Genomic DNA, 13,821 nt, shown 5'->3' on the forward strand with positions numbered 1-13,821 from the left:
ATTCCCACCCCGCGAGATAGAACCATCAGGCATTTGTTTGGCTGGCGCGATTGTTCCAACCATGGCTGATCTCTCTAAAAAACCTTCACCAAAGGATCAAAAACCACAGGTGATTGCACCGGGTGGGCAGGTTGATCGAGATCGCCTCCTTAAACTCTGGGAGTCGTCTGGAGGTGAGGAAGATCAGGCCCCCACTGTGACATTCGTGCTTCAACGCGATCTTGTGAAGCGCCTTGATCGCTATCTCGTCGATCGTATTCCGTTTCTAAGCCGAACAAGCCTCCAGCGTCTTATTGCTGAGCGCGCAGTGACTGTAAATGGTCGGTTACCGAAGGCTTCAACACGCCTTCGCCGTGGTGATGTCGTCGAAACCAGATTACCGCCACCGCCGAGTAAAGACATTCCCCCTGAACCGATGGATCTTGAGATCTTGTTTGAAGATGACGACCTTCTGGTCCTCAACAAACAGGATGACATTATTGTGCATCCCGCCAGAGGGAATCTTCGCGGCACCCTTATTAATGGCTTGGCCTGGCACTTTAATGCTCGAGGGGGCCAGCTTTCACCGGTCGGCGAGTCCCTTGCCAGGCCTGGTGTTGTTCACCGACTCGATCGCCACACCACAGGCGCCATGGTCTTCGCTAAGAGTGAGGAAGCACACTGGCAACTTGGTAAACAGTTCGAGCATCGTAAAGTTGACAAACGCTATCTGGCAGTTGTTCATGGCAGAATGGAACCTCACACAGACATTATTGATTTACCACTTGGTCGTCATCCAACGGTGCGCGATCGTTATGCGGTCCGGTGGGATCAGACTGGAAAGGCCTCGGTGACGATCTACCGAGTACGAGAGATCTACGAAGAGTTCTCCCTCGTTGAATTGGAACTCAAGACAGGTCGCACCCACCAGATTCGCATACACCTGTCTCACATAGGCCATCCCATCGTTGGTGATGACATTTACGGCGGCAAACACCTCACCCTTTCAGATGTATCTGGCGATCTGCACGCTACTCAAGAAGCATCCACACCGTTGATGCAACGACAGGCGTTGCATGCCGCTTCTCTTGGTTTTACACATCCAATAACCAAAAAGTTTCTGACCCATTTGGCGCCCTTGCCAACAGATTTTGCTCAACTCTTATTCATGCTCAGAAAACATCGTTTTGAGTCAACGCCAAGAGTCACTGGAGCAACGGTAGACCTCGACCCATTTTTACCTGAGTCGTAAGGCCAAAAAACGATCAACGTAATTTCAATGAAACCAGGGCAACCATTGCCAGAATAATGGCCAAGACCCAAAAACGCTGCACAACTTGCGTCTCAGACCATCCGCGCAGATGAAAGTGATGATGAATGGGCGAACAAGCGAAGAGCCTTTTGCCCTTCGTGGCTTTGAAGTAACCAACCTGCAATACCACGCTGCCGAGTTCCATAAAAAACACACCACCAATAATGATTAGTAAGACCTCTTGCCTGATCGTTACTGCGATGAGGGCCAAGAGGCCACCAAGTGGTAATGAGCCTGTGTCGCCCATAAATACTTGCGCTGGCGCACAGTTAAACCACAGAAATCCCAAAGAGGCTCCAGCCATCGCGCCTGCGACAACCATCATTTCTGCAGATCCCTCTACAAAAGGCAAGAGCAGCGTATGGGCGGCAGCAAGCGTACCCGCGATAAAGGCTAATGCCATAAATGCAAATGCTGCGACGCTGATACAACCCGCAGCCAAGCCATCCATACCATCAGTCAGATTAACAGCATTCGAAGTACCTGCGATCAACAGTGTGCAAATGACAATAAATGGAATCGCCCCAAGTGTGATGACGCCAGCAACAGGCGCCAGTGCCTCAGCCCCTGGTTCATACGTGCGTTGAAATGGCAGCGTCAGCACATGAGCGGTAGAAGATCCGATTCCATTGCGATAAAGAAAGACACCTGCCAGGACACCAACACCCAACTGAAACAGTAATTTTTCCCAAGCATAGAGCCCTTCTCGGGAACCTGGCTTACGGCGAGCGGTCGTCAACTTCAGCCAGTCATCAAATCCGCCGACCACTGCCAACCAAACCAAAACCAATAAGGCGAGATGGACGTAGCGATTAGTCAGATCAGCAAACAAAATCACTGTTACGAGAATTGATCCACAAACCAGCAACCCCCCCATCGTTGGCGTGGCATGCTTGCTGGCCATAAGAGCATTGACGTCTTCACGATAAAACTCGGGCGCATCTCCAAGCTTTTGGCGACGCAACCAACGAATCATCGGCTTGCCGCCAAGCAACACAAACAAAAAGCTGACCACCACCGCAGCAAAGCTGCGGAACTCCAACTGATAGAGAACCTGCAAAAGCGAATACAACCCCATCTCATCAAGGACGCCGTTATATCGCTCAAGCAAGTTGTAGAACATCACCGTCCACTTTAAAGAAGAGTCAATTCACAAAGGCATACCAATGCCAATCAGAACAAAACGACCTTTCAGATCATCTGGAACCACTGACGATCTCAATAACACGTTCGAGGCCAATGCCGCGAGAACCTTTTAGCAACACCCAATCATCAGCTCGTATGGATTTGCACGCATGGGCGAGATCTGATTGCCTCCAATTAGATCTCGCGGTTGCAGAACGACCGCTGGCCTGTAGTTCTTCTGCTACAAAAGAGGCATTTGGGCCAACGCAGACGACCTCAGCAATACGCTGACTCACATCCATTTCAAGAAGGCCAAACGCGAGTTCCCGGTGCAGCTGCTCACTGGTAGAGCCAAGCTCCAACATGTCACCGAGCACGACAACAAGCCGAGCATCGAGCGGCGACTGCTCTAAAAAGGAAGCAAGTGAGGCCCTGACAGAATCTGGGTTGGCGTTATAAGCATCGTTACAGAATGTCACACTGCCTTCATCACCCAAATCAATATTTTGAATCTCAAATCGCATTGAAGATGGTTCAGCCAATACAAACGACTCACCGATCACCTGATCAGGAACACCAAGTGATCTTGCGATTGCTAACACCGCGATCGCATTATGAGCGTTGTGTTCGCCTGGCAGAGCAAGATCAAAACGCATCGAATGGCCAGTCGCATCTGCCACTTCAAACCATCCACGGTTGGCCTGCCCATCCCAACCGCGGCCAATCAACTGCATCGCAGCACCAGGCATTGCCCCAGAGGTAACGACCTGCAAAGAAGCTGCAGTAACCTGCACCTGATCTTTGTAAACGTATGGAAAGACCGCAAGCCCGCCTGGCTGCACATGCTCTAAAAGCGACAGCTTCTCGTCGACAATCGCTTGAGGCGAGTCAAAGCCAGCAAGGTGGGCTGTACCAATCATCGTAATGAGACCAATGTTTGGCTGAGCCATCTCCGCAAGCGATGCAATCTCCCCCATTGCATTAGTGCCAATTTCAACAACCAAGTATTCGTCATCTGGCGATGCGTTAAGGATGGTCAATGGAACACCCAAATCGTTGTTGAAGCTCGCTGCGGCAGCGGTCCCTCTCAGGTGCTTGCCGAGTGTCTTATGCAAGAGATCCTTTGTCGTGGTCTTGCCGCAACTGCCTGTAATGGCAATGACGCATGTTGAGGTCAGGTGCTGACGCCAAGCATGAGCCAGTGCACCGAGGGCCGCCCTCGGATTAGCAACTGCAAGAACACCTTGGCCACTGGGGGCGATGCCATCCCATCGTCGATCACAGCCAGGCTGAACAACCACGGCCCAGCTTCCAATAGAAATGGCTTGTTCGATGAAGTCATGGCCATCGAAGCGGTCCCCCCTGATGGCGAGAAAGAGATCACCTCGCGCACAGCTTCGAGAGTCCGTAGTAACTTGCCCCTTAAATGTACCTTCCGGCACTTGTAACCAAGTGCCGCCTGTAACTTCTGCGACCCATGCAGGTGACCATGTTTTCGTCGCCATTAACATGAGGTAGAACCAACTCCTGCGCGAAGGCCTAGAGCTGCTCGGGCAACTTCTCGATCATCAAAGTTCGTACGTTGAGTCCCAATGATCTGGTAAGGCTCATGTCCTTTGCCAGCAATGAGAATGAGATCTAAATGACTCGCATCTTCAATTGCCCTAGCAATAGCAATCCCCCGATCAGCATCCTGCTGCATCTTGACTTGCGGGGAAGATGGAATGCCTCGACAGATCTCATTGATAATTCCTTGAGGGTCTTCTGTTCGAGGATTATCAGAAGTCACAAAGAGCTCGTCAGCCCATCGCGAAGCCACTTGTCCCATCCGAGGCCGCTTCGTCCGATCACGATCGCCTCCACAGCCGAAGACCACGCGAAGTCTGCCTCCTTGAGGCACAAGCGGCCGCAGAGCACTGAGCACGCGATCTAAGGCATCATCAGTATGGGCATAGTCAACCAGCACCGTTGGGGCCTCCAAGGCAGCGTCGTGAGCAACGAACTCCAGTCGACCCGGAGGCGGTTGGCAGCAAGAAAGACCTCTTTCAAGGCCGGCACGATCAACGCCAAGTGCCCATGCTGCAGCCACCGCCTGAAGCACATTTGCGGTGTTATGCAAACCCACAACAGGGACAAACGCCTCAATATCACCCCACTCGCCCGTGACGGTCACATGGGTTCCGTTGAGGCGAGCATCCCTGACCGTCGCCTGGCACATTGCCTGCCCCTCAGTACTGCTGGTAATGATCTTCCCGCCACAGGCATGGCTCATGGCGATCGCAGCATCGTCATCACTATTGATGACGCCCCAGCCGCTGGCCGGGATCTGTTTAAAGAGTTTCGCCTTTGCCGCCTCATACGAAGCCATTGAACCGTGATAATCGAGATGATCGCCCGTGAGATTGGTAAAGATCGCTCCATCAAAGTTAATTGCATCGACGCGCCCTTGGTCCAACGCATGGCTTGAGACCTCCATAGCGCAGCCGACGTAGCCTGCTCGAGCCATGCGACCCAGGTGCCGCGAAATATCCGTTCCTGATGGCGTTGTGAGGTTCGCTGTATGGCGACCTAGTCCATCATCGCACCAGATCGTTCCTAACAATCCAAAACGCACGCCTGCATGTCGCAGAATCAACTGCAAGAAATAGGCGACCGTCGTCTTGCCATTCGTGCCCGTAATACCCACAACCTTGAGTCGCTGGCTTGGATTGCCATGCACCCGCTCAGCAATCGTACGGGCCATTTGTCCGACATTTGTCGTTCGTAAGATTGCCATGCCTCTTTCACAGCTGGCTGGAACAACGTCATTCTGGTCAACCAGTGCTGCCGCCGCACCGGCCTGCTGAGCATCGGTGAGATACGACAGGCCATCGTAGGTGCCACCTTTTCTGGCGACAAAGAGGCAGCCTGGGGCAACACTACGAGAATCTTCTCGGACATCATGAATAGACACGCCAGGCTGGGGGCAGCTAAAACTAATTGGAAGTCCGGCGATAAGAGCTTCAATATAAATGTGATGAGCCTCCTGTTCGTTTCTATCGGATCATGACACTGAGAGACATGGACAAATACCGTTCAAGGAAGAATCAGCATGGCATCGCCATAGCTATAGAAGCGATATTCTTCTGCAATTGCGATTTCATACCAGTGTTTAATTTGCTCCAGACCAGCGAATGCAGCGGCTAGTGCAAGGAGCGAAGAGGATGGAAGATGAAAATTCGTCATCAATGCGTCTATGAACTGAAATGTGTGCCCAGGGGTGATGACAAGAGAGGCCTGGCCATGAATTGCGAGTGCCTGATGAGGAAGTGGGTAGGCCAGCGACTCAAGGGTACGCACAGTTGTGGTGCCCACAGCAATGCGTCGCCCACTTCGGTCCTGAGAGAGTTGCTCGATCGTTTGCTTGGGTACCGAAAAAGTTTCAGGGTCAACGACATGGTCATCAATGTAAGAGCACTCGACCGTCTTGAAAGTGCCTGGCCCAACGGTCAGATTGACGTAAGCAAGGTCAACGCCTTTTTCGGTCATTGACTTTATCACCTGGGGTGTAAAGTGAAGTCCCGCTGTTGGTGCTGCAATTGATCCCGTGCACTGGGGATTTGCATAGACGGTTTGGTAAGCGTCCTGATCTTCGCGATCTAGCCCAGCGATCCCCTGTCGGCGTCGAGCTGCGAGGATATAGGGTGGTAACGGAGCAAGGCCAACTTGTTCCAAAAACGCCTTTGCGTCGAGTGCAGGCTCCGGATGCACAATCCATGTGTTCTTGTCAAACTCGTCCAACACCAACGTATGCGCGTCCTGGCAACCATGCCGATCATTAATTGCCAACTTGAGCCCTGGGCGCAACTTCCCATTGCTCTTAATCATGACTCGCCACTGTCCACCCTGTTGGCCATTGGGTTCTTTCAACGCCTCAATCCATAGACCTTCAATGTGTCCCCCGCTATCAACGCGATCGCCATGAAAGCGAGCGGGGATCACCGTCGTTTCGTTCAGAATGATGAGATCATCTTGTTTTAGAAAGTGCGGCAAGTCAGCTACGTGTGCGTGTTCAACTTCGCCGGTCGATTTATGTGTCACCATAAGTCTTGCGTGATCGCGGCTCTGGCAAGGTGTCAGCGCAAGTCGCTCTGGCGGTAATTGGTAATCAAGAGCCTCGGTTTCCAGCCGCATCCATGTTGCTCCGGCATTCCGATTGTCTCCTGAGGCAAAGCTCAGTCAACAAATAGGTCAGCGCTTCGTGGCTCACCACCGAGGGGGGTCGCAAAACCACATCCGGTACAGCTGCGACAAACCGAATAAATAGATCTGAAGGCCAGCAGCGGTACCTACATCCTTGTTGGCCTCATCTTATCGGCCGGGCAACGGTTGCGTAAGGCCGAGCAAGGGATGGCGCAAGCTGTGCACCATTTCTCTTATGGAGATCCTTGCTGCATCGAGTCCCATGGTTCCAATACGTGTTATTGACACGCTGGCTGTTCCGCAGCTCAAAATAGAGCAGACCAGTTCAGTTCCACCTGCTCAGGCGAGTGCCAATAGGCCACCAGAACCATGGCCCTGTGATCTGCAAAGTGATCCCAATGCCCCGCCGCCATGGTGGTGGCTACAGAAATGGTGCTGGCAGCCAGTTTCCACTTTGGCAACTGCTCCGAATGAGGCCAGTCAGGCTCTGCCCATGGCAGGCCCCACAGAGTGTGGTCCTGATCCTCTCACAGTCTCAAAGCCTCACTCGAGCAATATTGGGCAGAAGCCTCCCATTGCCGCGTCTGATGAGGTGGTTGAATCGCCTCAGACCATTGTGGTTCCAATCAACTATGCCTATATAAGCAATCTCGGCTCGCTAATGGATGTCCTCTGTTAGGACCAAATGGCCCTTCCATGGAATGAGCTCAACAGGTAGCCGCTTGAGACCTCGCCGCCGGGCTTTGTCGACCGCATAACGGAGGGCTATATCCCGACGTCGGAGGACTGCTTTCGTTATGTTAAATTGCTTGGTCTTCATCATCGCAAGCGCCCATTCCCAGGCGTGGTACTCCTCCAAGCAGCGCGGTCGGTATCGATTGAAGCCAATGGCATGGTGTCCAACCTCATGTAAGAAGACAACACAGCTCATGGGCCCGCGTGGATAAGGCGATTCGATCAGTCTTCCCAAGCTCCCATCAACGCCTTTGACCTCCCAAGCACAGCCAGAAGTACTGCTTCGCCATTTGCGTACCTTGAACTCATAGGTGGTTTTCATTTCGTCGACGAGCGCGTCGTAACGTCGCTGCATCGGCTTTGTATTTTCAGCCGACTTGTTCTTGCTTCGAGGTGAACGCAGAACCTTCACATCCGACGGGCTTACCGGCGCGGCGCTCTTGAGCGGTGTCTTAAGCAAGTCCCAAAGTGTTGTGGCAAAGCGTTTCAATGTGTCCAACCTCTCGCACCACTTTCAGTCTATCGTGCAACATGAACCAGGCGTCAGTTCGGCCCCATTACAGAATGCAGCAAAGGGCATCATTCGAGACCCTGCTGGTTGAATCTCAAGCGGCCTTACAGCACCATTTGTACACTGAATTGCAAAGTCACTTCGCAGCTGCCCGCTAGTTCGACCTGCTTCATTCTCAGTAATTACTTCGACACGCCCGATCTTACATGGTCGGGGCCCCAACTTGGCCCGAGCGCCCGGCCATGGCGTAACACCATGGATCTGCGCACGAACTTGATCGGCGTCGCCCTGAAAGCGAACCAGGCCGTCATCTCGAGACAGTTTGGCTGCATGTGTGACAAGTGCTTCATCCTGAGCCTCGCCCTGCAGAGAGCCATCGTCCAAAGCATTGAGAACATAATCAATTGCTGTCGGGCCCATCTCGGCAAGGAAATCATGAATCTCACCTGCAGTGCGACTGGGGTCTAATGGGCAAGCAATCTGATGATAGATCTCGCCGGCATCAATCCGCTGCGCCAAAGCAATGACGCTTAAGCCCGTTTCCTTTTTGCCCGACATGATGGCTCGATTAATCGGAGCAGCTCCACGAAACGATGGCAAAAGTGAAGCGTGGAGATTACATGCGAAGCGCTGTTCCAAGATTGACTGAGGCATTTTCTGCCCAAAGGCAATGACGACATTGGCTGTTGCATCCTGCTGTGAAAGCTGCTCGACAACGGATGGATCAGCCACATCCTCAACAGTTACATGGTCAAGTCCGTGCTCACGTGCAAAAGAGGTAATCGGTGTTGGCGTTGACTTTCGACCCCGACCAGCTGGTCGATCAGGTTGGCTGACCACCTGTACAACTTCATGGTTGGTTTTGAGCCATGACAAAGTCGGTAGGCCGAAAGCACCGGAACCGTAGAACACGACACGCATCTTGGCTAAGCCTCCTTATGGGAGTCACGTAAGCTCTTGATGGCTTTGCGTGTCACCAACCGGTCCATTGGTGTCATTCGATCGATAATGAGCGTGCCATTGAGATGATCAAACTCATGCTGCCATACCCGTGCGCAATAGCCATTATCTTGATCCTCGAAAGCCTTGCCATTCTCATCAAATGCGCTGATGGTTGCACTCATTGGTCGCATAATATTGATGTGGATATCAGGAAGACTCAAGCAGCCTTCCTCCATTTCGCCAAGCGGTTTGGGATCGAGGGTCAGAATTGGGTTGATAAAGACCCTGCCCGAGCCCTTTATGTTCTCATCACTATCTGGCTGAGCTCGGGTGACAAAGATCCGCCACGGAAGGCCTATCTGCGGTCCAGCAAGGCCGACGCCTTTGTGTTCATAGAGCATTTCGATCATCCGTCTGGAAACAGCCCTGACCTCATCGTTAATCTCATTGATCTCTTCTGCAGGCTGCTTCAGGATGGTTGCTGGAAAGAAAACCAATTCGAGTTTGGAGATATCGATGGGCATATGTGCTCATGCTATGTTGCGGGCAGAACATTTGCCCCGTTTTTCGTATTCAGATTGACCGCCTCTTAGAATCCTCCTACCTTGCATCGTCCCAACCCTGCCCCGAGCAGGGGGGATTCATTGAAAGGACGGCATGGCACTTTTTGGTCGAAAAAAAGGTGAATCAGAAGACGGTGTTGAACCTCAGGAATCGGCTTTTACGCCATCTCCTGAAAAAGCCCGCAAGTGGTTTGAGCATGCTCGAACAATGGCTGACTCATTTAATTATGACTCGGCCCTGGTCTACTACGCCAATGGCATAAAACTGGACCCGTCTCGGATGCCCGCTCATGAAGAAATGATGAAAGTTGCCTTGCGCTACCGGCAAGACGGCGGTAAGCCGGCCTCTGGAAAAGAGGTTCGATCAATTGGAGAAAGCAATGCTGTTTCCAAGTTTGCGGCTGCTGAATTCGCTTGGATGAAGGATATTGAAAACGGTTCACTTGCTGTCAAAGCTATGGATGCCGCTATCAAGGCAGATATTCTAGAGTTTGGGCACTGGGTAGCCCCACATGCACTGAATCTATCGCGACGGGCAAAACGTGTTTCTCGAGGCTCATTGATGCAAATCAAGCAGCTTGCGAGCAGCGTCGGTGCTTGGGATGTTGCAATCGCTGCTGGCACCGCCTCGCTGCAATTAGATCCCACAGATTCTGAGCTTGACCGTGAACTGAAGGAAATGGCCGCCGAAAGAGCTATGGATCAGGGTGGCTATGAAGAGAGTGTGGGTAAGGAGGGCGGCTTCCGAAAATTCGTTAAGGACATGGATAAGCAGCAAGCCCTCAGCGATGCAGATCAGATTTCTGGGAATCAGTCCACCGAAGAGCGAATTCTGGCCCAAGCCCGCGATGATTATGAAAACAATCCCAACTCCCCTGATGTCATTAATAGACTGGCCCAATTGGTCAAGAAACAAGGTGGCCAGGAGGCTGAAGTTGAGGCCATCGGGATCTATATGAGCGGATATGAGGCAACTGGCGAGTTCCGCTTTAAAATGCATGGCGATGACATCAAGCTTGCACAGATGCGGGCCAAGCTCGACGAAATGCCTGATGATGAGGCCAAAGAAACGGCCAAAGCCGAACTTGCTAATACTGAGTTAACCCAATTCCAGGAAAGAAGCGCGAAGTATCCGACAGACCGGGCCCTCAAGTTCCGACTCGGCCAGGTTGCTCTTAGAGCTGGGAATATTGAACTTGCCACAGAGTGCTTTCAGCGGACCAAAGACGAACCTAAATTGCAGGTCAAGGCTGGGCATTTATTAGGACGCTGTTTTGCTGCTGAGACCTGGCATGCAGAGGCCATTGCTGAGTACAAAGAGGCGATCGCGTCCCTTGATTCTTCGCAATCAGATCTGGAACTGCCTATTCGATACGATCTCATGGTATCGATGATTGATCTGGCTTCTTCGGAGCAATCAGAAGAGCAGGCCCGTGAAGCACTGGAGATTTGCTCTAGTATCGCCCGTAAAGACATTACTTATCTTGATATCCGCAATCGCCGTAAGGAAATTGATCAACTCCTGAAACAACTGCGCGAATCAAATGATTAAAGCGAGCAGCCTGAAATTTGCTCCCAAGTAAGCGAGGATCTAAATCGAGTGCCAGTCGTAGCTGTTATCCCCGCACGCCTTGACTCGACACGATTCCCTGGCAAGGTCCTGGCCGACGAAACAGGGAAGCCACTGATTCAGCACACCTATCAGCAGGCTTGTAAAGCGACGAGCATTGACCGAGTCGTCATTGCCACTGACTCTCAGGAGATCATGGCTGCTGCGGCGAGCTTTGGTGCTGAGGCAATCCTCACGAGCAGTGACCACCCCAATGGCACCAGCAGGATTGCCCAGGCAGCGGCTGAAATCGACGCGGAGATCTTGGTCAATGTTCAGGCTGATGAACCTGAGATTCCACCCCTTGCTATTGATGCGGCTGTCGCTGCGCTCGAAGCTGATCCAGAAGCCCACGTTTCTACCCTGTGTTCACCCCTCTCCGATCAATCTATGGCCCTAGATCCTTCCGTAGTAAAGGTTGTAAGTGATTGTCATGGGCGAGCTTTGTACTTTTCACGCAGTCTGATTCCCTACGATCGAGATGGGCTGGGCCAGATCCAACCCATGCAGCACATTGGGCTATATGTCTATAGAAGAGCAATCCTGCCTGTTTATCTGAATCTTCCAGCGACGCCCTTAGAACAAGCGGAGAAGCTGGAACAACTACGACTTATCGAGCACGGTCTACCGATCGCCGTTGCGACCTACCCAGTACAACACCAAGGAATTGACACGCCTGAACAGTATGCTCAGTTTGTATCGCGATGTACTCAATCACCTCAATCATGAGAAGCATGATTCGATGCAAAACTGAGGGGGCAGCTTGAGTGAAGTGGCCTCGTCGTGCTACACTCCATCATGCACCCCAAGTCAAACACATCTGACGACGCCCCGGGCCACCAAGCGGATGGACGGGCGGGTTCTTCGTTATTACAAAGCACCAGCCGCTCAGTTGCTAATAGTGAATTCCACTCGCCAGAGCCGGATGGCTATCAGCGCGGCCGCCATCACTTTGTTGTTGTACTTGGCACAGTTATGTCTGGCCTGGGCAAAGGAATCTTTAGTTCTTCTTTAGCCAAGCTTTGCAAGGACAAAGGCCTTTCTGTTGCTCCAATCAAACTTGAAGGCTACCTCAATATTGACTCGGGGACTCTGAATCCTTATCGCCATGGTGAGGTCTTTGTGCTGGATGACGGCACTGAGTGCGACATGGATCTTGGCACCTACGAACGCATGCTTGACCAAAACCTCACGCATCGAAATTTTACAACTGCAGGCAAGATCTACACTGACATCCTAGCCAAGGAACGCCAAGGCGGATTCCTTGGACGAGACGTACAGATGATTCCTCATGTGACTGGCGAGGTAAAAAGGCAGTTGCGAGAATTGGCGATGACTGGTGGCCCTAACGGAGGCTCAGCAGACATTGTCTTTGTTGAGGTTGGCGGCACCGTCGGTGATTATGAGAATGGCTTTTATATTGAAGCGCTCCGTGAATTAGCTTTCGAAGAGGGTGCAGGCTCTGTTTGCTTTGTAGCGCTCACTTACATTCTCGAGCCCAAAACATTGGGCGAGCAGAAATCAAAAGCAGCCCAACTTGGCATCAAGAGATTGATGGAGACAGGAATACAGCCACACATGATTGCTTGTCGGGCTGACCACCTCGTGTCAGATACCGTCCAGGAGAAAATTGCGATGTTTTCGAACGTGCCTCAGCGGCGCGTTTTCTCAATGCACGATCGTGATTCAATCTATTCAATCCCTGATTCGATGCGAGCTGAGGGGCTTGATAGAGAAGTGTTGACGGTATTGGATCTGCACCATCGTGTGGATTCACGCAAGGAAGATCGGGCAAGAGCAAATTGGCAAGACTTTACAGGCATGCTCTCTGGTCGGCGTAAGCATTCAATCAAAATCGGCATCTTGGGAAAATATGCGGCACTCCGTGATGCATACGCGTCGATCGACAAAGCGATTGAGCATGCTTCGGCGCATCTTTCAGCAGACACTGATGTCTCCTGGATCGACATCTCAGATGTGAACCCTGATAATGTTGCAGATCGACTAAAAGGAATTGACGGTGTCATCGTGCCTGGTGGCTTCGGCGAACGAGGCGTGGAAGGCAAGATCGCATGTGTTGAATACGTGCGCAATTCAGGGATCCCCTTCCTAGGGATTTGCCTTGGCTTTCAGGTTGCAGTGATCGAATTTGCACGCCATGTTGTGGACCTGAAGGATGCTCATTCGACTGAGTTTATTCCCTCTGCCGATCAAGCTGTGATATCAGAACTTCCTGACCAAAAAGCCATTGAAGGGCTCGGCGGGACCATGCGCCTTGGTGGCCAAGATGTGCAAGTAACAAGCAAGACCTTGGCTTCCTTTTTGTATGCGGGCCAGGCCGCGGTGCGAGAACGTTTTCGCCATCGCTATGAAGTTGATCCCGGCTACATAGAGGCCATGACCTCAAAGGGACTGATTTTCTCTGGCGTGCATCCAAGCCAACCAATCATGCAAATCATGGAGCTGCCTCAGACGGTGCATCCTTATTTCATTGGGTGTCAATTTCATCCCGAGCTCACCAGCCGGCCGCTGGCCCCCCACCCGATGTTCTGTGGCCTCCTGGCCAATGCGATTGCGCACGCCTATCCCAACCTGGCTGCATCAGCGATTTCCACACGATGGCTACTGCCCATTGCCAACGGTGGTGGCAGCTCATCAGATACGAAAACAGTTCCATCAGCGGTCTGATTCTAGTGTTGTATCGCTTGTGGGTTGACCCCTGCTTGAGGTTTCCTAGACTGGCCCTCTATCTCGAAAGTACTCTGGCGGTATAGCTCAGTTGGTTAGAGCGAGGGATTCATAAGCCCTAGGTCGCTGGTTCGAATCCAGCTACCGCCACTTCTATTGCTTCCCAATTCGATAT

12 protein-coding genes and 1 tRNA gene are annotated in these 13,821 nt (G+C 52.0%); 6 read left to right on the forward strand and 7 right to left on the reverse strand.

Features of this window, described 5'->3' with window-relative positions; genetic code table 11:
* Nucleotides 1-61 precede the first annotated feature (61 nt).
* Entirely contained in the window at nt 62-1,231 is a 1,170-nt protein-coding gene (locus P8J86_02525) for an RluA family pseudouridine synthase (protein ID MDG2053561.1), read from the forward strand.
* 13 nt (nt 1,232-1,244) lie between these two features.
* Here the strand turns inward: P8J86_02525 and mraY are convergent, their stop codons facing one another.
* The 4 genes from mraY to queA form a co-directional block, all read right to left on the reverse strand.
* A complete protein-coding gene (mraY, locus tag P8J86_02530; GenBank protein MDG2053562.1) occupies nt 1,245-2,414 on the reverse strand; it encodes a phospho-N-acetylmuramoyl-pentapeptide-transferase in 1,170 nt (389 codons plus the stop codon).
* 73 nt (nt 2,415-2,487) lie between these two features.
* Complete coding sequence (gene murF, locus P8J86_02535; protein ID MDG2053563.1) at nt 2,488-3,927, reverse strand: UDP-N-acetylmuramoyl-tripeptide--D-alanyl-D-alanine ligase; 1,440 nt, start codon at nt 3,925-3,927, stop codon at nt 2,488-2,490.
* The gene (locus tag P8J86_02540) at nt 3,921-5,369 is read right to left on the reverse strand and encodes a UDP-N-acetylmuramoyl-L-alanyl-D-glutamate--2,6-diaminopimelate ligase (protein ID MDG2053564.1); all 1,449 of its coding nucleotides are present in this window, start codon (nt 5,367-5,369) and stop codon (nt 3,921-3,923) included. Before P8J86_02540 ends, murF begins: the two co-directional genes overlap by 7 nt.
* Nucleotides 5,370-5,491: 122 nt before the next feature.
* Nucleotides 5,492-6,589 carry a tRNA preQ1(34) S-adenosylmethionine ribosyltransferase-isomerase QueA gene (queA, locus tag P8J86_02545; protein ID MDG2053565.1) on the reverse strand — a complete coding sequence of 366 codons (1,098 nt, stop codon included), beginning with the start codon at nt 6,587-6,589 and terminating at the stop codon, nt 5,492-5,494.
* A gap of 244 nt (nt 6,590-6,833) precedes the next feature.
* On the opposite strand from queA, the gene P8J86_02550 reads away from it, so the two are divergent.
* Nucleotides 6,834-7,277, forward strand: coding sequence for a hypothetical protein (locus tag P8J86_02550; GenBank protein MDG2053566.1), 444 nt, complete (start codon nt 6,834-6,836; stop codon nt 7,275-7,277).
* On the opposite strand, the gene P8J86_02555 is transcribed toward P8J86_02550, so the two are convergent.
* From P8J86_02555 to def, 3 genes are read right to left on the reverse strand one after another with little or no spacing between them, the layout of a single operon-like run.
* On the reverse strand, nt 7,257-7,832 hold the full coding sequence (locus P8J86_02555) for a hypothetical protein (GenBank protein MDG2053567.1): 576 nt from the start codon (nt 7,830-7,832) through the stop codon (nt 7,257-7,259). The two genes, P8J86_02550 and P8J86_02555, sit on opposite strands and share 21 nt — an antisense overlap.
* 15 nt (nt 7,833-7,847) lie before the next feature.
* Nucleotides 7,848-8,765: a methionyl-tRNA formyltransferase gene (gene fmt, locus P8J86_02560; GenBank protein MDG2053568.1), complete on the reverse strand. Its 918-nt coding sequence runs from the start codon at nt 8,763-8,765 to the stop codon at nt 7,848-7,850.
* Between the two features lie 5 nt (nt 8,766-8,770).
* A complete protein-coding gene (def, locus tag P8J86_02565; GenBank protein MDG2053569.1) occupies nt 8,771-9,310 on the reverse strand; it encodes a peptide deformylase in 540 nt (179 codons plus the stop codon).
* A 133-nt stretch (nt 9,311-9,443) separates the two neighbouring features.
* On the opposite strand from def, the gene P8J86_02570 reads away from it, so the two are divergent.
* The 4 genes from P8J86_02570 (at nt 9,444) to P8J86_02585 (ending at nt 13,796) form a co-directional block, all read left to right on the forward strand.
* Nucleotides 9,444-10,901 (forward strand): hypothetical protein, encoded by a 1,458-nt coding sequence (locus P8J86_02570; GenBank protein ID MDG2053570.1) that lies wholly within the window; start codon nt 9,444-9,446, stop codon nt 10,899-10,901.
* A gap of 48 nt (nt 10,902-10,949) precedes the next feature.
* Complete coding sequence (gene kdsB / locus P8J86_02575; GenBank protein MDG2053571.1) at nt 10,950-11,687, forward strand: 3-deoxy-manno-octulosonate cytidylyltransferase; 738 nt, start codon at nt 10,950-10,952, stop codon at nt 11,685-11,687.
* Nucleotides 11,688-11,741: 54 nt separating this feature from the next.
* Nucleotides 11,742-13,646: a CTP synthase (glutamine hydrolyzing) gene (pyrG, locus tag P8J86_02580; protein ID MDG2053572.1), complete on the forward strand. Its 1,905-nt coding sequence runs from the start codon at nt 11,742-11,744 to the stop codon at nt 13,644-13,646.
* A 76-nt stretch (nt 13,647-13,722) separates the two neighbouring features.
* Nucleotides 13,723-13,796, forward strand: a tRNA-Met gene (locus tag P8J86_02585).
* Nucleotides 13,797-13,821 lie beyond the last annotated feature (25 nt).

Source organism: Phycisphaerales bacterium, assembly GCA_029268515.1.
Classification (GTDB): domain Bacteria; phylum Planctomycetota; class Phycisphaerae; order Phycisphaerales; family SM1A02; genus JAQWNP01.

Excerpts from the sequence above, each read along its gene's own strand:
- queA (MDG2053565.1), bottom strand. The coding sequence starts at position 6,589 with ATGCGGCTGGAAACCGAGGCTCTTGATTACCAATTACCGCCAGAGCGA.
- def (MDG2053569.1), bottom strand. The coding sequence starts at position 9,310 with ATGCCCATCGATATCTCCAAACTCGAATTGGTTTTCTTTCCAGCAACC.
- mraY (MDG2053562.1), bottom strand. The coding sequence starts at position 2,414 with ATGTTCTACAACTTGCTTGAGCGATATAACGGCGTCCTTGATGAGATG.
- P8J86_02570 (MDG2053570.1), top strand. The coding sequence starts at position 9,444 with ATGGCACTTTTTGGTCGAAAAAAAGGTGAATCAGAAGACGGTGTTGAA.
- P8J86_02550 (MDG2053566.1), top strand. The coding sequence starts at position 6,834 with ATGGAGATCCTTGCTGCATCGAGTCCCATGGTTCCAATACGTGTTATT.
- P8J86_02525 (MDG2053561.1), top strand. The coding sequence starts at position 62 with ATGGCTGATCTCTCTAAAAAACCTTCACCAAAGGATCAAAAACCACAG.
- murF (MDG2053563.1), bottom strand. The coding sequence starts at position 3,927 with ATGTTAATGGCGACGAAAACATGGTCACCTGCATGGGTCGCAGAAGTT.
- fmt (MDG2053568.1), bottom strand. The coding sequence starts at position 8,765 with ATGCGTGTCGTGTTCTACGGTTCCGGTGCTTTCGGCCTACCGACTTTG.